The organism is Halorubrum salinarum (assembly GCF_013267195.1).
Lineage (GTDB): Archaea > Halobacteriota > Halobacteria > Halobacteriales > Haloferacaceae > Halorubrum > Halorubrum salinarum.
On sequence record NZ_CP053941.1, the window covers coordinates 1739854 to 1763005 of the forward strand.

The following is a 23152-nucleotide window of genomic DNA, read 5'->3' on the forward strand; positions in this document are numbered from 1 at the left end:
TGCGACCGGTTACGAGCCTGATATAAGTGCTTTGTCCAGTCGCCGGTCGTCGCCGGGCGAAACCGGGGTCAGAGGACGCGATACCGCCCGTTCGACTCGGTGAGTTCGCCGCGGCGCGCGAGGCGGGTCAGGATCTCCCGGGCCGCGTCGGCGGGGACGCCGTCCCGCTCGGCGCGCTCCACGACCGCCGCCTCGGTCGGGTCGTCGACGGCGTCGACCGCGTCGCGGACGACCTCCGTGCGGCTCCGCGACCCGCCCCCGCCGCCCTCGGCTCGCTCGCCGGCCGCGTCGACCGCGTCGGCGTCGAGCCCGGACGCCTCGAGGTACTCGCGGTCGTCGATGCCCGCCTCGTCGACCGCGTCCTCCAGCTCCGAGACGTGGTCGACCTCGGCGAACGCCGCGCTGTCGCCGCGCTTCTTCGCGAGCAGGGCGGACCGGGCCTCCCGCGCGGCCGCGCGGTCCTCGGACTCGAAGAAGCGCTTGAGCTTGGCGGTGCGGTGGGTCTTGCCGCACCGCGAGCACTGCGCGGTCTCGCTCGCCTCAGGGTCCGTGACCAGCCACATGTTGGCGCACTCGTTGCAGCCGACGACCGCGTACATGTCCCCGGATTCGACGGCCCCGAATTTGAACCCTCGGCTCCGGGACGCCGCCGCCCCCTCGAACACTCCACCAACCGCCGTGGCGCGTGCCTCCGAGTGGCCGCCGAAGGCGGCCGCGAGGAGCACGCGCGAGGGAGTCAGTCGCCGGAGCGAAGCGGAGGCGACTGACGAGGCTGGGGAGGTGTGAGGTGCGGTTGCGGTGCTGTGCGGGGCGGGACGCAAAGGGGCAGCCGCGAGGGCGAAGACGGGCGACGCAAGGACCGCAGGAGCGAGCGAAGCGAGCGACGAGGACCGCAGCGAGCCCATCGAGCCCTCGCGGCTGGGGCTTTGGCGGTGTTCCCCGGCGATCCGTCAGCGACGACGTAGCACCGAGCGGCTGGGGATTTGGCGGTGTTTCACCCAGAGCGCTCCGCGGTCCGACCTCGTTACTTGTCGACCGAGAATCGACTGGAAACCAGTCCGTACCCCACTTACTCGTCCGATTCGATCTCGTTCGCGGCCGCGAGGACTTCGTCGTGGAGGGCGCCGTTCGAGGCGACCAGTCCCTTCGAGTCGTGCCGCCACCGGTTCCCCGCCAAGTCCGTCACGCGCCCGCCGGCCTGCCGGATCACGAACACCCCGGCCACCGTGTCCCAGGTGTTCGCCCGGAGGTTCGTGATCGTCCCCTCCAGCCCGCCGGCGGCGACGGTCGGCAGCACCACCTGCGCGGCACCGAACCGGCGCATGTCGCCGAAGCGGGTGACGATCGCCTCGCACGCGCGGGCGTACTCGTCGCGGGCGTCGTAGTCCCACCAGATCGTCGGGTCGACGGCCGCGTCGCGGGGGTCGTTCACGTCGCTCACCGCGATCGGCTCGCCGTTGCGGTACGCGCCCGTGGCGTCGGCGGTGTACGTGTCGCCGAGCGCGGGCGCGACGATTGCGGCCGCGACCGGCTCGCCGTCGACGACGGCCGCGACCGCGGTGGCCCACACGCGCACGTCGCGGACGTAGTTGTTCGTCCCGTCGATGGGGTCGATCACCCACGCGGGGCCCGCCTCGGGCACGGTCTTGCGCTCGTCCTCCTCCTCGCCCACGACCGCGTCGTCCGGGAACGACTCGCGGATGGCCTCGATGACGGTGCGCTGGGCCGCGCGGTCGGCCTCGGTCACCACGTCGTCCTCGCCTTTCGTCTCCACCGCGATGTCGCTGCGGAAGTGCTCGTGCGCGACGGCGGCGCCCGCCTCCGCCGCGCGCTGCGCGACCGCGGCGCGCTCGGCGACGTCGTCTGCGCGCTCCGCGACGGGGGGCACGGCCTCGGCGCCGCATCCGGTGGCGTCGGCGCCGCGCTCGTCTGCGTCGGTCATGGCGTCGGTCGCACCTCCGGCCGCGTATAAACGTCGGTTCGGCGCGGGCGACGCCGCGGAATTAACTCAGTTCCGAATCCGAGTACCTTTAAGTGGATCGCCGTCGGTGGATCACGTATGGAACCAGAGGAAGCGGTCCGTCAGCTCGAGTACACCATCGACGCCTCGCTCGACGAGATCGGTCAGCGCGCCGCCGCCGGCTACCGTCCCACCTTCGAGCGCGTGGCCGAGCGCGCGGACGGGGCCGCGGTGTACGACCTCGCGGGCGAGCTTTCCGAGGAGGTTGTATCCGGCTCCTGTCCGTCGCCGGCCGAGGCGAACGCGGTCGCCGAGCGCGTGCTTGACGACTGGGCGTACACTGACGGCGGGGAGTAGCACTCGACGAACCTCTCTCTCTCTCTCTCTCGCCCCCGAATTGTCCTTCAGCATTGTGCTCACCTATTTTCACAGAGCGATTCGCTCACCGATCTCGGGCGCGCTCGCCTCGAACCCGTCCGCGCGCAGGTCCGCGGCGAACGCCTCGCAGCGGTCGCCGTGGTTCACGAGCACGCGCGCCCCGCGATACGGCGCCAGGAACGACTCCAGGCCCTCCCGGTCGGCGTGCGCGGAGAAGTCGTACGACTCCACCCGCGCGCTCACCGGCTGAACGCGGCCGTTCAGCTCCAACTGCCCGCGGTCTTGGAGCTCGCGGCCGGGCGTGCCCTCCACCTGGTACCCCGTGAGCGTCACGAGGTTCGTCGGGTTCGCCCGGATCTCGGGGAGGTACGTCTGGACGGGCCCGCCGGCGAGCATCCCGGAGGTGGTGACGATGAGCGCGTTCTCGGCCGCGATCCGCTTCCGCTGCCCGTCGCGGCCCGTGACGACCCGAGCCCGTCCGACCGCCTCGCCGAACGCGTCCGCGTCGCGCAGGAACGACGGGTACCGGCGGAGCGTCTCGGCCACCTCGACGCCCATCCCGTCGACGTACGGGGTGAGCCCGTGCGCGGCCGCGACGAGGAGCAGCTCCTGCGTCCGGCCGATGGCGAACGCGGGCGCGACGACCGTGCCGCCCTCCCAGACCGTTCGCTCCACGCTGTCAGCCCACGCCGACTCCACCGCGGCGCGCTCCTCGTGGGTCACGTCCGCGTAGGTGGACTCGCAGACCACGACGTCGGCGTCGGGCCGCGCGGTCGTCCCCGCGACCAGCCGCTGGTCGTCCGTGTGGAAGTCGCCGGTGTACAGCAGCCGCGTGTCGCCGTCGTCGACGAGGACGTGCGCGGAGCCCGGAATGTGTCCCGCGGAGAACAGCGTCACCTCGTACCCGCCGCCGTCGACCCCGCCCGCGACCGGGAACGGCTCGCCGTAGCCGTGCCGGCGTTCCACCTCGCCCAGCCGGGCGACGTGCTCGGCGCCGAACGGACACAGCGGGCTGTTGCCGTGGAGATTCAGCGTGTCCTCGGCGAGCGTGCGCGCGAGGTCGCCTGTCGGCGGCGTCCAGTGGACCGGCGGTCGGCGGTCGCCCTTCAACAGCGCGGGCACCGCGCCGACGTGGTCGAGGTGCCCGTGCGAGACGACGACCGCCTCGGGCTCGGGGTCCCGGACCGGGTACCGCGGCGGGTCCGCCGTCATGAGCCCGTAGTCCAGCAGCAGCGCGTCGTCGACGAGGAGGGCGCTGCGGCCGACCTCGCGGGCGCCGCCGAGGAACTCCAACTCCATCGACGGGCCGTAGCCGCCCGCGGCGTTAGTGTCCGTCGGTCGGGTCGCCGAGCGCGGACCGGACCGCCTCGACCACCGGCGCCGGCCCGACGACCCACACCCACGCGGCGAGCATGAGCGCCCCCGGAAGCTCGGGGAGCGCGAGGCCGGTCACGGGCCACCACCCGGCGGCGAACGTCGCCCAGACGCCGACGTGGACCGGCGCGAACGCGAGCGCGACGCGGCCGGTCGACTCCCGTCGCCTGAACCAGCCGTCGACGGCGAACATTGTGGTGACGAGTCCGTAGAGCCCGATCGCGGCCGGGCCGTGGAGCGGCTCTGTGAGGTCGAAGACGCCGACGCCGGCCATCGCGACCATCGCGAGCGCGAGGAGGAGCGCCCGGCCCGGGCGCCCGGCCCGTCCGAGGCCCGCCGCGTAGCAGACCCCCGCCGCCCCGCCGGCGATCAGCCCCCAGTTGAACGCGAAAGCGCTCCCCTCGCGGACCCCCAGGTCGGAGAGCGCGTCGGTCGTCCACGAGAAAGTCGGGTCGAGCAGGACGGCGAGCGCGATGCCGCCGAGCGCGGAGAGCGTCGCGACCGCGCCGCACGCCGCCGCGACGCGTCCGGCTTCCGGAGCGTCGGAGTCCGCGCCGGCACCGTCCAGACGGTCGGTCGCGGAGGCCGCCATCGGCCGCGGTCAGTCGATGCGCTCGGCGGCGTCGCGCTGGACCAGCGGGTCGGCGTTCTCGACCGGCAGGGAGACGACGTCCTCGCTCGCGAGCTCGTACTCCCGCTCGTCGACGCCGAAGATGGCCCCGACGTCGCGGGTGATCCGGACGGTCGCTCGCTCGGTCCCGCCGGCCGGTTCAGAACCCGCCGCCGGTTCCGTTTCGGCGGCCGGTTCCGAACCCGCGGTCGGCTCTGCCTCGGCCGGCTCCGTATCAGCGGGCGTCGAGCCGGTCGCCGTCCCCTCGGGCACCGCGCCGCCGTCCGTCGTCGCGCCGGCGGTCGACTCCTCGTCGGCGTCGCCCGTAGAGGTCCCGTCCGGATCGTCGTCGACCCCGACCGCCCCCGGTGGCGCCGGCTCGGGCGGCACCGGCGTCGGCTCGCCGTCCCCCGCGGTCCCGGCGTCGCCGGTCGGCTCCGCGGCGGCGGGGTCCGCGTCGCCCTCGGTCGGCTCGGGCGGGGCGTCGGCGGTCGACTCGGCCTCGCGTCCGCCCATCGCCCCGGCGAGCGCGTCCGCGGCGGCGGAGCCGCTCTCGGGAGCGGCGTCGCCGGCGCTCGCCGAGTCCGGTTCCGTCCCGACGGGCGCCGTCTCGGTCTCGGTCGCCGAGCCGTTCGGCGTCGCGTCGGCCGGCGTCGCGTCGCGCGGTCCCCCGGCGTCGCGGGCGGCCGACGCGGCGTCGCCGGTCGAGGACTCGTCTCGGATCGGAGACCCCTCCCGGACCGGCGACTCGCCCGCGAGGACGTCGAGGACCTCCGACTTGTTCGCGGTGATGCGCTCGACGAGGTCGTCGAACAGCCGGCGCTCCTCGGTCGTCATCCCCTCCTCGTCGACGGACATGTCGGCCGCGGCGAAGGAGGCGAGCTTGACGACCTTCCCGACGCGGCGCTCGTAGAGGGCCTCGGCGACCTCCTCGGCGGTCTCGACCTCGTCGGAGAGCCGGCGGACGTCGTCGTCCGCGAACGGGTTCTCGACCTGCTCGGCGCGGCGGTCCCGCGCGGCGCGGAGGTCCGCGACGTACGCGCCCACGTCGTCGTAAAACGAGTCCCGCAGGTGCTGGAGGCTGTCCTTCCGGCGCTCCTTCGCCTGCGCGGACCGGAGTTCGTCGAGGTTCATTGCTCGTCGGTCATCGTTCGGGGGCTTTCCGCGCCTCGCCGCGGGCCATCAGGAACGCCCCCGCGAACTCGGGCACGGTGTTTCTACCGGATTCAACTCTGACGCGCTCGCCGTTTAATTCTACCGTCCGATCCGCGTCCGTCTCGATCCGGATCTCGCGGCCCACGAACCGGTCCGGAACCGCGTCTCGGAGCGGGTCGAAGTCGGCGATCTCGTCCCGGTCCAGCGGCGTGACGACGAGGGCGGAGCCGCCGTGGAGCGTTCCCGGCAGCCGGATGAGCCGCCGCGTGTCGGTCGTCACCGGCTCGTCGATCGGCGCGGCGTCCTCCGCGGCGACGCGCGCGGCGAGCGCCGAGACGAGCCGGCGCACTCCGGGCCCGCCGGCCTCCACGTTGCCCTCGCGCACCGCCGTCGGGTTCCGGTCGAACGCGCCGAGGATCGTCTCCGCGCGCCCCTCGCCGATCCCGTCGAGCTCCGTCAGCCGCTCGCGCGCGGCCTCGTCGTCCATCTCCCGGAGGTCGTCGGCGTACTCGACTAAGGCGTCGTGGACGCGCGCGCCCCAGCCGCCCTCGGTGCGGAGGACGCGCTTCGTCGTCCCCCGGTCGGAGACGGTGCGGATCAGGCCGTCGGTGTCGAGGTCGATCGCCCGCACGTAGTCGACGATCTCGCGGCGCGCGTCGCTGTCCAACTCCCTCACGCCCTCGTCGCGGACGTGGACGTGGTAGCCGCGCCCGCCCGAGAAGACGACGGTCACGTCCTCGAACGCGAAGTCGTCGTCGATGAAGTCCAAGAGCCGCAGGAGGGCGTCCTTACACGCCGCGAGCATCTCCGGGTACGAGGTGGTCTCGGGTTCGACGCCGGGGAGGTGGTCGGCGTCCAGGTCGAAGACGAGGTCGGCGTTCCGCCACCCCTTCTGCCCCATCGTCGCCGCGCCGGGATCGTCGTAGCGCGCGGCCGAGAAGTAGGCGTGCCGGGGGGCGTTGTCCGCGAAGAACGTGTCCACGTCGCCGAGGTCGAACAGCGACTGGTGCCGGACCATCGTCGTCCCCGACCCGGGGGTCCACGGGATGTGGCCCCACTCGCGGAGGTTCGCGTCGGGCGGGAGCGACAGCGACACCGACCGGTAGTAGTCGCCGAACCGCCCCCGGAGGTACTCGCGGGTCCGGTCGTCCATCGTCTCCTCTCGTACCCGCGGTCGACGTATCAACGTTACCGTTCGCCGGCGACCGGCGACAGCGTTTTGTTCGGGAGCGCCGTCGCCGTACACGCCCGGTCCCCATGCTCGACGAGATATTCGACGTGTTCATCGGTGCGGTAGCCGAACTGATCCCCAACGTCGTGTGGGGCGCCCTGTTCCTGATCGCCGGCGCCCTGGCGACGACGATCGGCGTGGCGATGCTCCTCGGAACGACGACGCTCGACGGGTCGGTGCGCCTCGGCGGACTCCTGACCGTCGTCGGGGTGTCGATGGTGGGCGGCGTCTTGGTCGCGTGGTACCGCTGATCGGCGTCCCAGCCCTACGGTCCCGTTCCGCCCTCAAGCGCCGCGCGCCGGACGCCGACCGCCCTCCGTGAACGACCCGGGAACGGCCACCGTCGGCCAAACACTATCCGGGACCGCTCCGTATCCGTCTCGCATGCGCTCCGAAGAGGAGGTCAGAGAGCAGTACGAATTCCTCCGCGAGCAGTTGGACGACGAGGAGATGAACCACCGCGGCGTCGAGGAGCTGTTCGCGCACTACAAGCGCGCGCTCGGCTGGGTGTTAGAAGAGGAACACATGTGAGCGACGTACGACACGTTTATCACTCTCTACGCTGTACGATCTGGTGACGCTTCGTCTGGAGGGCCGAAGCGTCAGCGGGGACCAATTGGCAGGCCCGACGCGGCTTTTTTCCGCGTCGGGCGTGCCTTCTTCCGACGCTCGACCGCCCAGCGGCCGGTCCGTCTCGCGTCGCGCCCGAGCGGAGCGCGCGGTATCACGTTCGGACCGAGCGGCGCCGCCGGACCGCAGCGCAGTTCCGTCACTCGCCTCCGAGCGCGTCGTCCGGCCCGGCCGAGGTCACGTATCACTCCCGCGAAACGACTGCCGCCGGTGAACGCGCAGTCCGGACTCGCACGACGGTTGCGGAGTTGACAGAACGGAGGCCGGCGTTCCGGGGACGTAGGGGCCGCTCGCCGGTCGTACGTGGACTGATATAACGGTATATTTATTTATTTTCGACAGGTATGTAGAGGCAGTTGTATGTACGACCTCACAGGTTTTCAGCGTGACCTGCTCTACGTGATCGCGGGGCTCGACGAGCCGCACGGGCTGGCCATCAAAGAGGAGCTCGAAGAGTACTACGAGAAGGAGATCCACCACGGCCGCCTCTACCCGAACCTCGACACGCTCGTCGAGAAGGGGCTCGTCGAGAAGGGCCAGCGCGACCGTCGCACGAACTACTACACGCTGACTCGCCGCGGGCGCCGCGAGATAGAGGCCCGGACCGACTGGGAAGCCGAGTACATCGAGCACTGACCCCGCCGTCCGCCGCTCCCGCGGTCGGTCGATAGCCGTCGGCCTCCGTCTTCTCTCCTGTTTCCCGTCCCCCAACCCTCCGCGCCGCGAACGGTTGGATTCAAGTCCGCCCCGGCGGAATCGGAGCGTATGCAACCGGGAGATCGCGTCCGCGTCGAGCGCGGGGGCGTCACCAACGAGGGCGTACTGCTCCCCTCCACGACGCGCGACCACCTCGTCGTCAAGCTCGACGGCGGCTACAACGTCGGCGTCGACCGCGAGGCGGCCGACGTCGAGGTGGTGGAGTCCGGGGTCCGCGAGGTCGACCCCGCGGCCGAGACCGACGACGACGGGGACGCCACCTCGGAGATCACCTTCGACGAAGACCTCCCCACCGTCTCGCTCATCTCCACCGGCGGGACCATCGCCTCCACCGTCGACTACCGGACCGGCGCCGTCACGGCCCAGTTCGACGCGGAGGACGTGCTCCGCGCGGTCCCCGAGCTGGCCGGCCGCGCGAACTACCGCGGCCGGGTCGTCGCGAACATCCTCTCGGAGAACATGGAGCCGTCCATCTGGCGCGACCTCGCCGCGGCGGTCGCCGAGGAGGTCGAGGCGGGCGCCGACGGCGTCGTGGTGATGCACGGCACCGACACGATGCAGTACTCCGCGTCCGCGCTCTCCTTCATGCTCGACTCGCCCGTGCCGGTCGTGTTCACGGGGAGCCAGCGCTCGGCGGACCGTCCCTCCTCCGACAACGTGATGAACGCGGTCTGCGCCGTCGAGGCCGCGAAGGCCGACCACGCCGAGACGCTCGTCTGCATGCACGCCGGCCCCTCCGACGACGCCTGCGCGCTCCACCGCGGCACGCGCGTCCGCAAGAACCACACCTCCCGTCGGGACGCCTTCGAGACGGTCGGCGCCGCGCCCCTCGGCGTCATCGACTACGGGGCGGCCGCCGAGGCGGGCGCCGACGGCGACGCGGCCGACGCCGCGATCGAATGGAACCGCGAGCCGCTCCCACGGGGCGACGACGAGGGGACCGTCGGCGTCGAGTCCGACCTCGACGGCGACGTCGAACTCGTCAAGTTCACGCCCGGGATGGACCCGGCGGCGTGGGACTACCTCGACGGGAAGGACGGCGTCGTCGTCGAGGGGACCGGGCTTGGCCACGTCCACACCGACCTCATCCCCCGGATCGAGGAGCTGGTCGAGGGTGGCACCGTCGTCGCCATGACAAGCCAGTGCCTGGCCGGCCGGGTCTGTGACCGCGTGTACGACACCGGCCGCGACCTGCTCGACGCGGGCGTCGTCGAGGCCGGCGACACCCTCCCCGGCACCGCGAAGGTGAAGCTCATGTGGGCGCTGGCGAACCGCTCCGACCCCGCCGAGGCGATGGGCCGCGACCTCGCCGGCGAGCTGACCGAGGAGTCGCGGCCCTGGAGATGAGCGGCCGCGGGTCCGCCGCCGGCGGCCCGGCGGTCGTCGTCCGCGAGGCGCGCCCCGCCGACGCCGACGCGGTCGCGGCCTTCACGCGGGACACGTGGGGCGAGCGCCACGAGGACTACATCCCGCGGGTGTTCCCCGACTGGGCCGCGTCCGACGACCCCGACCGCGGCACCTTCGTCGCGACCCTCCCGCCGGAGGCCGCGGCCCCCGGCGACCTCGACGGCCGGGAAGCGGGCGACACGCGCGTCGAGGGCGACGGGACCGGCGCCGCAGACGCCGGCGACCCCGAGGCGGTCGTCGGCTGTATCCAGGCCGTCTCGCTGTCGGAGTGGGAGGCGTGGGGGCAGGGGATCCGCGTCGACCCCGCGGCGCGCGGCCACGGCGTCGGCACGGCGCTCTCGGAGGCCGCCCTCGACTGGGCCCGCGAGCGCGGCGCGACCGTCTGCCGCAACATGGTGTTCTCGTGGAACGCCATGGGCCTCGGCCAGTCGCGCGCCGTCGGCTTCGAACCCGAGACGGAGTTCCGGTTCGCGGAGCCGGAGCCCGACGCGGCCGCGCTCGACGGCGCGGCCGACGCCGGCGTCGCCCCCCTCGCCGACCCGGACCCGAACGCGACGTGGGCGTTCTGGAGCGACAGCGACGCGCGCGAGCACCTGCGCGGCCTCGCGCTCGACCCCGACGAGTCGTGGGCCTGCTCGCAGCTCACCCGCGAGCGCCTCGCCGCCGCGGCCGCCGAGGACCGCCTGATCGCGGTCGGCGACGCGGCCGCGGTCGCCGGCTTCGCGGTCCGGACGCGCGTGACGGAGCGCGAGGTCGACGGCGAGACGACCCGGACGGCGACGTACGGCGTCGCCGCGTGGCGCGACGCCGACGCGGCGGGGACGCTGTTCGCCGCCGTCGCCGCCGACGCCGCGGCGGCCGACGCCGACGGCGCGCGCGTGCTCATACCCGAGATGGTCGACCACGTGAGCGACGTCGCCGCGAACCGCGTGTCGGTCGCGACCGAACCCGACTTCGTGATGTGCGCGGACCTCACCGGTGACCTATGACGCTCCTCGGCGTCGCCCTCCCGTGGTCGCTCCCGCTCACGCTCGTGATCTACGGCGTCGTCGTCGCCGCGGCGGTCTGGATCTACCGCGACGCGAGGGCCCGCGGGAGCCGCTACGCGCCCCTCTGGGCGCTCTCGACGCTCCTCTTCACCATCGTCCCGGTGCTCGCGTACCTCTACCTCCACCGGGAGGCCGGGCCGGCGCGGTAAGGGGACCCCGCCGTCGGTCGGGCCCCGCGACGGTCCGCGCCGACTCTCTCGCCCGGCTCCTGTGGCGGCCCGCTCCAGACCGCTTATGTGCGACGACGCGGAACGACCGACGGATGCCCTCCTCCGGCTTGCCCGACCGCTTGCGCGCGCTCGGTCGCGGCCGCCGACCGCGCGCGTTCTCGGTCGCCGTCGCCACCCTGCTCCCGCTCGTCGGCGTCGTCGCGCTCGGCTGGAACGCGGCCGCGCTGATGACGCTGTACTGGTTCGAACTCGGGATCGCGTCCGGCTGGGCGCTCGTCCGCGCGCTGTTCGCCGGCCGACCGTCCGAGATCGAGCGCCACGGACTGATCGTCGGCCCGCTCGCGCAGCGCCGCGGCGGGCTGTCGATCCCGTGGACCGGCGTCGAGGTCCGGGTCTCGTCGCTGCTCGTCCTCCCGATCGCCGCCCCGATCCTCGCGGTCGTCTGGGGGGTCGTCGGCACGCTCACGGTCGGCGTCGTCGCGGACGGCGGACTGTCGCCGCAGGCGCTCGACACCGTGACGCTCGCGGTGATCGCCGTCTTCGTCGGCGAGGGGGCGACGACGCTCGTCGAGTACTTCGGTCGCGGCGAGTACCGCGACCACAGCGCCCAGACGGCGATCCAGGGGGTGTTCGCGCGCGGCGCGGCGATCTTCCTCGGCGCGTTGTTCACCGTCACGATCGTCGCCGCGGGCACGCTGGAGGGCGACGCGCCGATCTCGGCGCTCGACCCGGACGCGATCGGCCTCCCGCTGCTGCTCGGGATCGTCGCGGTGAAGTTCGCGTTCGACCTCGCGAGCCTCTACGGCGACCGGCTGGCCGCGTTCGACGAGTCGTCCGCGCTCGACCTGGGCCTCTCCTACGACCCGCCCGCGGCGGAGCCCGTCGACGGCTCGCTCGCGGAGCCGGTCGAGACGGTCCGCCAGCCCCCTCGCTCGCGGGTCGCGGGGGCGCTGACGACTCCGCTCGGCCACCCGGGGCTGTGGTACCTCGCCTCGCTCCCCGCGCTCGGCGCCGCGCTGTTCGCGATCGGCGGCGAGTGGGCGACCGCCGCCGCCCTCGCCGCGGCCGCGGTCGCGGTCCCGCTCGGACCCGCCGCGCTCGATCACGAGCTCCGGTACGGGCTCGTCGAGTACCGCGCCGGCGACGACGCGCTCGTCGCCCGCGACCGCCTCTCCAGCACCGCGCTGTGGCGCGTCGAACCGTGGGACGAGACGGACCTCCGGGTGGAGCGAAGCGGGCTCGACCGGCGGCTCGGGACCGAGACCGTCGCGATCGAGCTCCGCGACGACGAGTACCGGATCCCGGGGGTCGACGACCCGGAGCCGATACTCGCCGTCTTCGACCGACGGGCGGACCGCCCGGACGGACCGGAGCGACCCGGCGACTGACTCGCCTCAGCCGTCCGCGTCGCCCGCCTCGTCCCGGCCGTACAGCGGGTGCGTGTCTCCGACGAGGCGCTTGAAGAGCAGGATGACCCCGGCGTGGAAGGCGACGAGGACGGTCACGCTCGCGACGATTATCGCCACCTCCGTCGGCGTCGAGAGGAGGCCGAGCGAGACGATGAGCGTCGTGGCGCACGCCGGCGGGTGGACCGTTCCGGTCGCTATCATCGCCCAGCTGGTCGCCACGAGCGAGGCGACCGCGCTCGCGGTCAGCCGGAACCCCTCGGGCGAGAGGGCGGGCGGCGTCGCCGTCAGCGCGGCGCCGTCGGCGATCGCCGTCCACGCCGCCAGCCCGGCGACGCCGCCGATCAGGTGACTCGCGACCACGCGGACGGCCCGATCCCGCTCGCTCCGCCGGTCGAACGCGAGGCCGAACGCGGACGGCCCGAGGCTCGGGAAGACGAACGGCCGGCCGGTCGCCCACGCGACGAGGCCGAGCACGGTAAACAGGAGGCCGGCGTACAGGCTCGTCCCGAGGCGGCGGCGCATTGCGCTCCGGTCGGCGGGCGACTCACAAAGGGCCGGCGGATCGCGGAGCGGGACGCCCCGCGGATCGGGGGACTGGGCCCCGCCGGACCGGGGACGAGACCCCCGGGGGACCGCGGGGCGCTATCGCTCGCGATAGCCGAACCCGAACGCCTAATTGGCCCCGTCTCGCCCGTGGTGACATGGTCGCGACGCTGCCGGACCTCCTCCGACTGCTCGTCGTCCCCGTCTTCGCGTGGGCGGCGATCCGGGACGTCCGGACCCGGCGCCTCCCGAACCGGCTGTGGCCGCCGCTGTACCTGTTCGGCGCGCTGCTCCTGCTCTGGGAGGCCGTCTCGCTGTGGCCGTTCGCCGGGTTCGACGGGCGGATCTTCCTCGTGCGGGCCGCGATCAGCCTGCTGTTCGTCGCGCCGCTCGGCTACGCCTTCTGGTACCTCGGCGCGTTCGGCGGCGCCGACGCGAAGGCGATGATCGCGCTCGCGGTGATCTTCCCGACGTTCCCGGCCTACGAGGTCGGGGGGGTCACGCTCCCGCTCGTGGGCACCCAGCTCGGCGTGTTCTCGCTGACGATCCTCACGAACACCGTCCTGATCGGGCTCGCGTACCCCGTCGGGCTCGCCGCCCTCAACCTCGTCCGCGGCGAGGTCTCGTCGAGCATGTTCCTCGCGCGCCCGGTCGCGACCGACTCGCTGCCGGACCGCCACGGTCGCCTGTTCGAGGACCCGGAGGGGCCCACCCGGGGCGGACTGGACCTGGACGCGCTCCGGATGTACCTCCGGTGGCGCGGGCTCACGCTCGCCGACCTGCGCGCTGACCCCGACGGCCTCCGGGACCCGGCCTCCGTCGGCGAGACGTTCGACCCGACCGACGGCGGGACGCACGTCGGCCCGCGGACCGACGGGGGGCGCGCAGTGGACGACGCGCTCTCCGACCGGGGACGCGAAGCCGACGCGGACTCCGCCGCCGCGGCCGACGGTGACCCGGAGGGCGACGACCCCTGGGCGGCCGAGCGCTTCCTCGACGACATCGACCACGGCGCGTACGGCACCGACGCCGCGACGCTCCGCGACGGCCTCGACGTCGTCGCCCGCGCGGACCGCGTGCTGGTCTCGCCCGGGATGCCGTTCGTCGTCCCGATGGCCGTCGGGCTCGTCGTCTCGCTGACGTACGGGGACGCGCTGTTCGCGCTGCTGGGGGCGGTCGGACTGGTGTGAGCCGGCGGCAACGACTTGACCTATAAATAGACGATGCGGTGCGGCGGCGCGTGCCGATGAGCGCCCGAAGGGCGCGAATCGCACGCGCGAGGGACGCGGTGAGCGACGGGCGACCGAAGGGAGCCCGGAGCGAACCGCGAGGCTGGGGAGGCACGAGGTGCGGTGCTGTGCGGGGCGGGACTCAAAGGGGCAGTCGCGAGGGCAAAGGCGCGCGACGCAAGGACCGCAGGCTCGAACGGAGTGGGCGCCGAGGACCGCAGCGAGCGCACCGAGCCCTCGCGACTGGGGCTTCGGAGGTGTTCGACGCCGATTCTCGGTCAACCATTTATAAATAAAAGGCGCGACCGCGCCGTATCGTCAGTTCCCGGCCCAGACGTCCGCGGCGGCGAGGACGCGCGTCCCGGCCGGCCGCTTCACGAACTCGCCGAGGTCGCGGCCGATCAGGTCGCCGACGCCGCGCTGGGCCGCCACGTCGAGCAGCCGCTGGTCGACGGTCCCGTCGACGACGACGGCGTGCGGCGCGGGCTCGGCGCCCTCGACCGCGTCGAACGCCTCGCCGGCGTCGACCTCGTCGAGGACCTCGAACTCGTCGCCGAGGAGCCGCGCGCGGCCCGTCGCCCCGTCGACGACCTCGCTGACGTGCGCCCTCATCGACCGCGGCTCGTCGAGTCCGTCGTCGGCCGCGTCGCCCTCCCCGTCGTCACTTCCCTCGGATTCCGCCTCCGCGGCCGACCGGGGATCCGCCTCTTCGGCCGACTCGGCGTCCGCTCCGTCCGACGAGCCGTCGTCGGACTCCTCCGCCAACTCGGCGTCCGCTTCCTCGGCCGTCCCGTCGTCTTCCTCGTCAGCCGGTTCGGAGTCCGAGTCGTCGACCGGCTCCGACACGGGCTCGGCGGCCGTGTCGGGCTCGACGGCCGACGCCGCGTCGGGCTCGACGGCTGACTCGGCGTCGGCGTCGAGCGTCGAGTCGGGGTCGTCTGTCGGCGTCGACGCCGACCCAGCGGCCTCGCCCGCGCCGTCGGAGGGGGACGGGTCGCGGACCTCGGCCGCCGCGTCGCCGTCGTCCGGGTCCGTCGACTCGGCCTCCGGATCGGGCTCGGGCGATCGGGTCGTTCGGGTCGACGGGCCGGTCGAGCCGCCGCCGGCGTCGCCCGGCACCGCGCCGCCGTCGCCGACGCGGGCGACCGAGCCGGAGCCGTCGCCGGCCTCCTCGTCGCTGGCGGCCGCGCGGAGGTCGGCGGCGTCCGCGAGGCTGGCGTACGGCACCTTCCCGCGGAGCGCCTCGAAGACGGCGTCGCGGTCGAGGTCCTCGACCGACTCGCCGGGGGGCGCGAACGCGACGTAGTTGACCTCGCCGACCTGCGCGAGCTCGCGGAGGATGAGCTCGCCGCCCCGGTCGCCGTCGAGAAACGCGGTGACGGTCCGGTCGGCCGTCAGGTCGGCGACCGCCTCGGGGACGTTCGTCCCCTCGACCGCGACGGCGTTCTTGATCCCGCAGTCGAGCAGCGTGAGCACGTCGGCGCGCCCCTCGACGACGATGACGGCGTCGGAGTCGCCGACGCGCGGCCCGGCCGGGAGCCCCTCGTAGTCGACGATGCCCTCGACGCGCGCGGCGTCGCGCACCTCGTCTAACACGTCGCTGCTCGCGAGGCTCGTCTCCTCGAAGCCGCCGGCGATCAGCTCCTTGGCGCGCTCGACGACCTCGCGGCGCTTGGCCGCCCGCACGTCCTCGATGCTCGTCACCTCCACGGAGGCGTGACAGGGACCGATGCGGTCTATCGTCTCCAGCGCGGCCGCTAAGATGGCGGTCTCGACCTTGTCCAGGCTCGACGCGACGGTGACCTCGCCGAACGACTGGCCGTTCTCGGACTCGACGGAGACGTCGATTCGGCCGACGCGCGAGGACTCCTGGAGGTCGCGGAGGTCCAACTCGTCGCCGAGCAGGCCCTCCGTCTGGCCGAACACCGCCCCGACGACGTCGCTCCGCTCGACGACGCCGTCGGCCGCGATGGTGGCGTGTATCAGGTATTTCTCTGTGTCTTTCATGATGGGTGAATGGTGATGTCGGGCGGTAGCGCCCGTCCGTGTATGGTTGCGCTCCTCGCGGAAAATAGCTATCGCACGCTCCTCCTCCGGCGCCGACTATTGAAGAAAATTTCTCTACGAAATGTATGTCCGAATCTGTTCGATGGTTCTTTGTATCTATAGAAACTCTATTTTCTCACATGACGCGATCACGGAGCGATCTCGTGTGGATACCGACGTTCGCGGTTCTCGTGGCTTTCGCGGTGCCGTGGCCCCTGTGGGGCGTCGACCGCGTCGTCGCGGGGCTGCCGGTGTGGATCTGGTGGCACGTGGCGTGGCTCGGGCTGTGTACGGCCCTGTTCGCGCTGTTCGTCCGGAGCGGCGCGTGGGAGCGCGGGATGGGGCGGCGACCGGGGCGCGACGTCGCCGGCGGCGACGCGCCGGCGCCCGCCGACGGTGATCGCCGATGACGCTGGGGCTCTCGCTCGGCGTCGTCGTCGGCTACCTCGTCGCCGCGCTCGCGCTCGGGCTGGTCGCCTACCGCGTCTCGGAGTCGACGGCGGAGGACTACTACCTCGCGAACCGGTCGATCGGCACGCTCGTGTTGCTGTTCACGACGTTCGCCACCCTGCTGTCGGCGTTCACCTTCTTCGGCGGCCCGAACCTCGCGTACGCGGCCGGCCCCGAGTGGCTGATCGTGATGGGCACCCTCGACGGCGTGCTGTTCGCGGTGCTGTGGTACGTGATCGGCTACAAGCAGTGGCTGATCGGCGCCCGCAACGGCTACGTGACGCTCGGCGAGATGCTCGGCGACCGGTTCGGCTCGACCGGGCTGCGCGCGCTGGTCGCCGGCGTCAGCCTCCTCTGGCTGTTCCCGTACGTCATGCTCCAGCAGATGGGCGCCGGCGAGGCGCTCGTGGGGCTCACCGACGGCGCGGTCCCCTACTGGGGCGGCGCGGCGCTGATCACGGCGTTCATGATCCTCTACGTCGCCGTCGCCGGGCTCCGGGGCGTGGCGTGGACCGACACGCTCCAGGGGCTGTTCATGCTCTCCGTCGTCTGGATCGCCGCCGCGTGGCTGGTCTCGGCGCTCGGCGGCGTCGGCGCCGCGACCGAGGGGATGCTCGCCGCCCGGCCCGAGTTCGGGGGCTTCGGCGGCGGGACGTACACGCCCGGGTTCATCATCTCGACGGCGATCACCATCGCGTTCGGCGTGACGATGTTCCCGCAGATCAACCAGCGGTTCTTCGTCGCGAAGTCGGCCGCGACGCTGAAGCGGTCGTTCGCGCTGTGGCCCGTGCTCGTCCTCCTGCTTTTCCTCCCCGCGTTCATGCTCGGCGCGTGGGCGGCCGGGACGCCGGTGACGGTCCCCGAGAACGCGAACGTGCTCCCGGTCGTGCTCGGCGAGTACACGCCGGCGTGGTTCACGGCGCTCGTGATCGCCGGCGCGATGGCCGCGATGATGTCCTCGTCCGACTCGATGCTCCTGTCGGGGTCGTCGTACTTCACGCGGGACCTGTACCGGCCCGTGGTGAACGCCGACGCCTCCGAGCGCCGCGAGGCGTGGGTCGCGCGCGTCGGCGTCGCCGGGTTTGCGGCGCTCGCGTTCGTCGCCAGCCTGTTCCGCCCCGGGACGCTGGTCGAGGTCGGAGGCACCGCGTTCTCCGGGTTCGCGCTGCTCGCGCTCCCGGTGATCTGCGCGCTCTACTGGGATCGGACGACGCGCACGGGCATGCTCGCCGGCGTCGCGGTCCCGCAGGTCGCGTACCTCGCGGTGGTGCTGTCGGCGGTCGTCGGCGCCGTCCCGACGCTGCCCCGGACCGTCGCGGGCGGCTGGGACGTGGCGCTCGGGCTGATGGCGCTGTCGGCGGTCCTCACCGTCGGCGTCTCGCTGCTCACCGCCCCGACCGAAGAGGAGGACGCCTCGCGGTTCGCGGTGGCGGGCGACTGAGCCCGGGTCGACGGCCGGGTGGTCGGCCTGTCGGCCCGACCACACTCGTCTCGTGAGAACCGAAGCGTCTTCTCGTCGCCTCGGGCCTCCCGAAAGTCAAATGCCGGTCTGTCCCCGAATACGGGTATGAACGAGCCCGGCACGGAGGGCGTGCTGTTGAACCAGGAGACGCTCCGCGGTCGGCTCGACGACGCGCCGCCGTGGCTCCGCGAGCACTACCGGACGTTCCGGGAGTCGATGCTGGGCGAGCGCGACGGGTCGCCGTTCCCCTGCTACTTCGGCATCGAGGTCGAGCGCGAGGGCGACCTCCTGTACGCCGCCTGCGAGTCGACGACGGACCCCGCCGCGCTGTTGCGCCTGCGCGACGTGCTCGTCGAGTACCTGGAGACGTACCCCGACCACGCCGACCGCGCGCCGCTCGCGGTGTTCTTCAGGCCGCCGGACGGCGAGCGCGGGGAGGCGCACTACCACGAGCGGCTCTGGCACGTGCTGGAGTTCCTCCACGTCCACGACCCGGAGCCGTGGCCCGACGACATCCCGACCGACCCGGACACGCCGCGCTGGGAGTTCTGCTTCGGCGGCGAGCCGCTGTTCCCCACGTCGCGGGCGCCGTTCTACGAGGAGCGGAAGAGCCGGTACTCGCCGGTCGGGCTGGAGATCACCTTCCAGCCGCGCGCCGTCTTCGAGGGGATCACCGCCGACACCGAGGCCGGCCAGCGAGCCCGCGAGGCGATCCGCGACCGCATGGGCGACTACGACGGGGTCTGTCCCCACGCCGACCTCGGCGACTGGGGCGCCGAGGGCGACCGCGAGTGGACGCAGTACCTGTTCCGCGAGGACGCCGCCGCGAGCCCCGACGCCTGCCCGCTCGACCCGACGCGCGAGCACCCGAAGGCGCCCGAGTCGCTCCTCGAACCGGGCGCGTGGCAGCGGTTCGCCGGTGCGGTCGCGGCCGACCGCGACGCGCCCGCCACCTCGGGGCTCGGCGATGACTGACCGCGACGACGCCGTCCTCCTCCTCGTCGACTTCCAGACCGGCTTCGACGGGACGGGGTGGGGCGAGCGCAACAACCCCGACGCCGAGGCGGCCGCGGCCGCGCTGCTCGACCGCTGGCGCGACGCCGGCCGCCCGGTCGCGCACGTCCGCCACGCCTCGACGGAGCCGGACTCGCCGCTGCGCCCCGACGCCCCCGGCTTCGCGTGGAAGCCGGAGACGGCGCCCGTCGAGGGCGAGCCAACCTTCGAGAAGTCGGTCAACGGCGCCTTCCTCGACTCCGGGCTCGACGCGTGGCTCCGCGAGGAAGGGTACGAGTCGCTCGTCGTCTGCGGGCTGACCACCGACCACTGCGTCTCGACGACGACGCGCGAGGCCGAAAACCGCGGCTACGACGTGCGCGTGGTCGCCGACGCGACCGCGACCCACGCCCGCGAGGCGCCCGACGGCGAGCGGATCGACCCGGAGACCTCCCACCGCGTCGCGCTCGCGCACCTGCGCGGCGAGTTCGCGACGGTCGTCGAGAGCGACGACCTGCTCGCCGACTGACCGAAAGCCCATACCGCTCCCGCGAGAATCGGCCCCGTGTTCCGCCACACGCCGCGGTGTCCGGACTGCGGGAGCCGGTTTCTCGTGACCAAAGTACGGATGGCGGGCGGCCACGTGCCGCCGCCCTCGGACCTGACCGTCTACCGCTGCTACCGGTGCTTCGCGAAGTTCACCGACGAGGAGGCGGCGGGACCCGACGAGGGCGGCGACGAGACCGACGGCGACCGCGGAATCGACGAGGCCGCCCGGAATCCGCAGGCGACCGACCCGGTCCGCGTCGTCGACGTCGACCTCGCGGTCTCGCCGGCCGGCGGGAAGCGAGCGGTCGATCGCTTCGCGCTCACCCTCCGCAACGACGGCGCCGAACCCGTCCGCGTTGCGCGCGCCGAACTCTCCTTTCCGGACGGCGAGGAGTCGGTCGCGCCGGTCGACCCCGTCCTCCTCGCCCCCGACGAGACGGCGACCGTCGCGGTCGCCCGCGACTGGCTCTACCCCGAGCAGGACGCGGTGACGGTCCGGTTCCTCGGCGACGGCGACGCGGTCGGCTCGGTCCGGGTGACCGATCTCGACTGATCGCGCCGTCCGCCGTCGATTGAGCGCGCCGTCCGGCGCCGACCCGCCCGACCCGACCGCGCTCAGTCGTCGTCGGCCGCCTCCGCGGCGGCCGCGTCGCCGCCGCTCGCGCGCTCCGCGGCGTTCGCGAACATCCCGCGGCGGGTCGTGTACAGGAAGTACGCGCCGAGGCCCAGGAACCCGACGACGTTCGAGGCCGCGACCGCCCAGAAGACCGCCTCGACGCCCCAGCCGAGTCCGGGGGTCACCGTGACGCCGAACGCGCCGACCGTCGTCGCGACCGGGACGGCCGCGACCGCGATCGGGAACCGGACCGCCCAGTACTTGACCAGGTCCGCGACGAAGGAGGTCCGGGTGCGGGAGGCGCCGTTGAACCCGGCCAACAGCGTGTAGGTGCCGCCGAGCGCCCAGTAGGAGGCGCCGAGGATCCGGAGGTAGGTGACCGCGAGGTCGCGTCCGGTCGCGGTGAGGTCGGGCGCGAGGAGGTCCGCGATCCCGCCGGCGAACAGGAACTGGAGGGCGCCGAGCGCGAGGAACCCCGCGACGACCATCCCGGTGCCGACGGTCGTCGTACGGCGGGCGCGCTCGGGAGCGTCCGCGCCGAGGTTCTGTCCGATCATCGACTGCGCGGCCTGCTGCATCCCGAGCGCCGGGACGATCGCGAGCGTCGCCACCCGGGCGCCGACCGTGTACGCCGCGACGCCCGCCGCGCCGCCGGCGACCGCGACGAGGCCGACGACGAGGACGCGGACCAGCTCGCTCACCCCGCGCTGGCCGCCGAGCGGGAGGCCGACGGCGACGACCTCGCGGACGGTCGCGGCGTCGAGCGCGAACGCCTCGCGGGTGAGCCGGAAGGTGTCGCGGCCGATCCCCGCGGCGTACCCGAGGACCCACAGGAGGCCGGCGACGCCCGCGAGCGCGGTGCCGAGGGCGGCGCCCGCGACGCCGAGCTCCGGCGCCGGGCCGACGCCGAAGATGAGGACCGGCGCGGCGACGGCGTTGACGAGGACGCCCACGAGGGTCACGTGGAACACCGCGCGGGTGTCGCCGTACGCCGTGAAGCAGTTCTCGACGGTGTCGCCGACCGCGCCGACCGGGAGGACGGCGATCACGATGGCGAGGTACGTCGCGGTCGTCCCGGCGAGCGCGGGGTCGGCGCCGAGCAGCGCGACGACCTCGTCGGCGTAGGCGACCACCGGGAGCGCGACCGCCGCGGTGACGGCGAGCGCGACCAGCGCGCCGTTGACCGCCACCCGGCGCGCGCCCGCCTCGTCGTCGTCGCCGGCGCGCTGCGAGACGAGGATCTGGGTGCCGACCGCGCCGATCACGACCGTCGCGCCGAGCAGCGACTGGACCGGGAGGCTGAGCCCGACGGCGGCGACCGCGTCCTCGCCGACCCGCCCGAGCCAGAACGTGTCGACCAGCGCGTTGGCGACGTAGACGACGTTCTGCGCGACGAGCGGCGCGGCGAGGGCGAGCAGCACCCGCCCGACCGGCCCCTCGGTGATCGCCTCGCGGTCGACGTCCAGCATCGAATCGTTACGGTATTAGAAGGAGATAATAAAAGTGTGCTGGTGGTGAACACGACACTCGCGTCGGGTCGCGGTCCGCCGGTTCGATCCGGGGCGGCGAGCGGTCGACCGCCCCGCGCCGGGGTAGGACTCCGGTGAGGGGGAGTCGGGGGACCGGCGCGCCCGTCCGGCCCGGCGAGCGCACCGTCTCGCCCCCGCACGCGGTCGCCCGGCGCCCGCGAAGGGAAACCTCTTAATGGACTACACACGGAGTTCGTGGTATATGAGCAACGGCGACGACCCGGCCGACGCCTCCGAGGAGGCCGAGGCCGCGGACGACGGCGGGGACGCCGACGAGTCGACGGAGACGGCCGCCCCGACGCTCCCCGATGACGCGACCGAGGAGTCCCTGAACGAGTACCTCGACGAGATCGCCGACCGGCTCGAGGCCGCCGAGACGGAGGCCGACCTCGACGACGTCGAGGCGCTCTTAGACGACGCGGCGGCCGGCATCGAGGAGGCGGACCTCCCCGAGCCGGACGAGGACGACGAGGACGCCGACGACCCCCGCGGCGACCTCGAGGACCGCGTCGCAGAGCTCCGCGACGGCGTCGCCGACGCCCGCGGCCCCTACGGCGAGGACGTCGCCGACGCGGTCGAGGCCGCGTCCGGGACGGTCGCGGACACCGAGTGGACCGAGGCGGGTCACGACGACGTCGCGGCCGCCGTCACGTCGTTCGTCGACGAGGCCGCCGACGCCATCGACGACGCCGCTCCCGACGCGATCGACGAGGCGGAGGAGGACCCCGAGGCGCTCCTGGCGGAGCCCGCGGACGACGAAGCGACCGACGGCGCGGAGCCGATCCCCGTCGATCAGCTCACCGCCGCGCTCGACGCCGTCGCGGCGGCGGTCGTCGAGGCCGGTTTCGACGCGGACGACGACGCGGACGTGATCGCGGCGCTGCTCGCGGCGACCGACGACCTGGAGGCCGCCCTCGACGACGCCGAGGAGTGGGACGACCTCGAGACCCACGAGCAGCTCCGCGCGCAGGGGTACTACGACGTGCTCGGCCACTACAAGGACTTCCCGGTCGAGTGGGCCGCGCTGAAGGAGCACGAGGCGCGGGGCAACGTCGACATGATCCTGCTCGCGCTCGACTCGCTCCAGTCCGAGTTCATGGAGCGCCACTGCCTGGAGGCGTTCGAGCGGATGGGCAAGCGCGGCAAGACCGAGGCGTCCGTCGAGGAGATCCTCGGCCGCGCCGAGAAGCGCGACCGCCCCGCGATCCGGATCCTCGGGAAGATGGCCGCCGAGGAGGCGACCGACACCCTCGTCGAGTACGTCGACGAGGACTCGAACCCGCAGCTCCAGAAGGCGGTGTTCAAGGCGCTCGGCGAGATCGGCGCCGCCGAGGCCGTCCAGCCGCTCGCGAACCAGCTCGACCCCGACGGCGACACCGACGAGCTCGTCCGCCCCCACGCCGCCCGCGCGCTCGGCCTGATCGGCGACACCCGCGCCGTCGACCCGCTCGCCGACGCGCTCGAAGCGCACCCGTCCGACGACGTGCGCGCGGCGGCCGGCTGGGCCCTCCGGCAGATCGGCACCCGCGAGGCGCTCGAAGCGGTCGCCGAGTACGCCGACGAGCGCTCCTTCGTCGTCTCCACCGAGGGCGAGAAGGCTCGCGACGCGCTCGACGACGGCGCCGAGCCCGCGCCGACCGCCTGA

General features: G+C 73.3%; 24 protein-coding genes. 15 read left to right on the forward strand and 9 right to left on the reverse strand.

What is annotated here, in order from left to right; translation table 11 throughout:
• Positions 1 to 68: 68 nt before the first annotated feature.
• The gene (locus HPS36_RS08790) at positions 69 to 599 is read right to left on the reverse strand and encodes a DUF5817 domain-containing protein (RefSeq protein ID WP_173229857.1); all 531 of its coding nucleotides are present in this window, start codon (positions 597 to 599) and stop codon (positions 69 to 71) included.
• Positions 600 to 1069: 470 nt separating this feature from the next.
• Positions 1070 to 1942: an inositol monophosphatase family protein gene (locus HPS36_RS08795; RefSeq protein WP_173229858.1), complete on the reverse strand. Its 873-nt coding sequence runs from the start codon at positions 1940 to 1942 to the stop codon at positions 1070 to 1072.
• A gap of 117 nt (positions 1943 to 2059) precedes the next feature.
• On the opposite strand from HPS36_RS08795, the gene HPS36_RS08800 reads away from it, so the two are divergent.
• Positions 2060 to 2317, forward strand: a complete 258-nt coding sequence (locus tag HPS36_RS08800; RefSeq protein WP_121562984.1) for a hypothetical protein — start codon at positions 2060 to 2062, stop codon at positions 2315 to 2317.
• A gap of 69 nt (positions 2318 to 2386) precedes the next feature.
• Here the strand turns inward: HPS36_RS08800 and HPS36_RS08805 are convergent, their stop codons facing one another.
• Genes HPS36_RS08805 through priS form a run of 4 tightly spaced genes read right to left on the reverse strand, consistent with a single transcriptional unit; the run spans position 2387 to position 6630 of the window.
• Positions 2387 to 3637 (reverse strand): MBL fold metallo-hydrolase, encoded by a 1251-nt coding sequence (locus HPS36_RS08805; RefSeq protein WP_173229859.1) that lies wholly within the window; start codon positions 3635 to 3637, stop codon positions 2387 to 2389.
• Positions 3638 to 3662: 25 nt separating this feature from the next.
• The gene (locus HPS36_RS08810; RefSeq protein ID WP_173229860.1) at positions 3663 to 4304 is read right to left on the reverse strand and encodes a DUF998 domain-containing protein; all 642 of its coding nucleotides are present in this window, start codon (positions 4302 to 4304) and stop codon (positions 3663 to 3665) included.
• Between the two features lie 9 nt (positions 4305 to 4313).
• Entirely contained in the window at positions 4314 to 5456 is a 1143-nt protein-coding gene (locus HPS36_RS08815) for a DNA replication complex subunit Gins51 (protein ID WP_173229861.1), read from the reverse strand.
• 10 nt (positions 5457 to 5466) lie between these two features.
• Positions 5467 to 6630, reverse strand: a complete 1164-nt coding sequence (gene priS / locus HPS36_RS08820) for a DNA primase small subunit PriS (protein WP_173229862.1) — start codon at positions 6628 to 6630, stop codon at positions 5467 to 5469.
• A gap of 104 nt (positions 6631 to 6734) precedes the next feature.
• Between priS and HPS36_RS08825 the strand changes: the two genes are divergently transcribed.
• The 7 genes from HPS36_RS08825 (at position 6735) to HPS36_RS08855 (ending at position 12069) form a co-directional block, all read left to right on the forward strand.
• On the forward strand, positions 6735 to 6959 hold the full coding sequence (locus HPS36_RS08825) for a hypothetical protein (RefSeq protein WP_137716709.1): 225 nt from the start codon (positions 6735 to 6737) through the stop codon (positions 6957 to 6959).
• 133 nt (positions 6960 to 7092) lie between these two features.
• On the forward strand, positions 7093 to 7239 hold the full coding sequence (locus HPS36_RS08830; protein WP_006112955.1) for a hypothetical protein: 147 nt from the start codon (positions 7093 to 7095) through the stop codon (positions 7237 to 7239).
• 459 nt (positions 7240 to 7698) lie between these two features.
• A complete protein-coding gene (locus HPS36_RS08835) occupies positions 7699 to 7974 on the forward strand; it encodes a PadR family transcriptional regulator (RefSeq protein ID WP_004597247.1) in 276 nt (91 codons plus the stop codon).
• 129 nt (positions 7975 to 8103) lie between these two features.
• On the forward strand, positions 8104 to 9402 hold the full coding sequence (gatD, locus tag HPS36_RS08840) for a Glu-tRNA(Gln) amidotransferase subunit GatD (RefSeq protein ID WP_173229863.1): 1299 nt from the start codon (positions 8104 to 8106) through the stop codon (positions 9400 to 9402).
• Positions 9399 to 10451 carry a GNAT family N-acetyltransferase gene (locus tag HPS36_RS08845; protein ID WP_173229864.1) on the forward strand — a complete coding sequence of 351 codons (1053 nt, stop codon included), beginning with the start codon at positions 9399 to 9401 and terminating at the stop codon, positions 10449 to 10451. Before gatD ends, HPS36_RS08845 begins: the two co-directional genes overlap by 4 nt.
• Positions 10448 to 10660 carry a hypothetical protein gene (locus HPS36_RS08850; protein ID WP_173229865.1) on the forward strand — a complete coding sequence of 71 codons (213 nt, stop codon included), beginning with the start codon at positions 10448 to 10450 and terminating at the stop codon, positions 10658 to 10660. The genes HPS36_RS08845 and HPS36_RS08850 overlap by 4 nt, the downstream gene beginning before the upstream one ends.
• A 113-nt stretch (positions 10661 to 10773) precedes the next feature.
• Complete coding sequence (locus HPS36_RS08855; RefSeq protein ID WP_173229866.1) at positions 10774 to 12069, forward strand: DUF6498-containing protein; 1296 nt, start codon at positions 10774 to 10776, stop codon at positions 12067 to 12069.
• A 6-nt stretch (positions 12070 to 12075) separates the two neighbouring features.
• On the opposite strand, the gene HPS36_RS08860 is transcribed toward HPS36_RS08855, so the two are convergent.
• The gene (locus tag HPS36_RS08860; protein WP_137716704.1) at positions 12076 to 12612 is read right to left on the reverse strand and encodes an HPP family protein; all 537 of its coding nucleotides are present in this window, start codon (positions 12610 to 12612) and stop codon (positions 12076 to 12078) included.
• A 179-nt stretch (positions 12613 to 12791) separates the two neighbouring features.
• Between HPS36_RS08860 and HPS36_RS08865 the strand changes: the two genes are divergently transcribed.
• Complete coding sequence (locus HPS36_RS08865; RefSeq protein ID WP_173229867.1) at positions 12792 to 13823, forward strand: A24 family peptidase; 1032 nt, start codon at positions 12792 to 12794, stop codon at positions 13821 to 13823.
• 357 nt (positions 13824 to 14180) lie between these two features.
• Here HPS36_RS08865 and dnaG read toward each other — a convergent pair whose 3' ends face one another.
• Positions 14181 to 15869 (reverse strand): DNA primase DnaG, encoded by a 1689-nt coding sequence (gene dnaG, locus HPS36_RS08870; RefSeq protein ID WP_173229868.1) that lies wholly within the window; start codon positions 15867 to 15869, stop codon positions 14181 to 14183.
• A gap of 179 nt (positions 15870 to 16048) precedes the next feature.
• On the opposite strand from dnaG, the gene HPS36_RS08875 reads away from it, so the two are divergent.
• The 5 genes from HPS36_RS08875 to HPS36_RS08895 all read left to right on the forward strand — a co-directional run bounded on the left by HPS36_RS08875 (position 16049) and on the right by HPS36_RS08895 (position 19915).
• On the forward strand, positions 16049 to 16318 hold the full coding sequence (locus HPS36_RS08875; protein ID WP_173229869.1) for a DUF3311 domain-containing protein: 270 nt from the start codon (positions 16049 to 16051) through the stop codon (positions 16316 to 16318).
• Positions 16315 to 17799, forward strand: a complete 1485-nt coding sequence (locus HPS36_RS08880) for a sodium:solute symporter family protein (RefSeq protein ID WP_173229870.1) — start codon at positions 16315 to 16317, stop codon at positions 17797 to 17799. The genes HPS36_RS08875 and HPS36_RS08880 overlap by 4 nt, the downstream gene beginning before the upstream one ends.
• Before the next feature lie 126 nt (positions 17800 to 17925).
• Positions 17926 to 18795, forward strand: a complete 870-nt coding sequence (locus tag HPS36_RS08885) for a YqcI/YcgG family protein (protein WP_173229871.1) — start codon at positions 17926 to 17928, stop codon at positions 18793 to 18795.
• Positions 18788 to 19342, forward strand: a complete 555-nt coding sequence (locus HPS36_RS08890) for a cysteine hydrolase family protein (RefSeq protein WP_173229872.1) — start codon at positions 18788 to 18790, stop codon at positions 19340 to 19342. The genes HPS36_RS08885 and HPS36_RS08890 overlap by 8 nt, the downstream gene beginning before the upstream one ends.
• 84 nt (positions 19343 to 19426) lie before the next feature.
• On the forward strand, positions 19427 to 19915 hold the full coding sequence (locus HPS36_RS08895; RefSeq protein WP_173229873.1) for a hypothetical protein: 489 nt from the start codon (positions 19427 to 19429) through the stop codon (positions 19913 to 19915).
• Positions 19916 to 19977: 62 nt separating this feature from the next.
• On the opposite strand, the gene HPS36_RS08900 is transcribed toward HPS36_RS08895, so the two are convergent.
• Complete coding sequence (locus HPS36_RS08900; protein ID WP_173229874.1) at positions 19978 to 21447, reverse strand: MATE family efflux transporter; 1470 nt, start codon at positions 21445 to 21447, stop codon at positions 19978 to 19980.
• Positions 21448 to 21709: 262 nt separating this feature from the next.
• Between HPS36_RS08900 and HPS36_RS08905 the strand changes: the two genes are divergently transcribed.
• Positions 21710 to 23152, forward strand: coding sequence for a HEAT repeat domain-containing protein (locus HPS36_RS08905; protein WP_173229875.1), 1443 nt, complete (start codon positions 21710 to 21712; stop codon positions 23150 to 23152).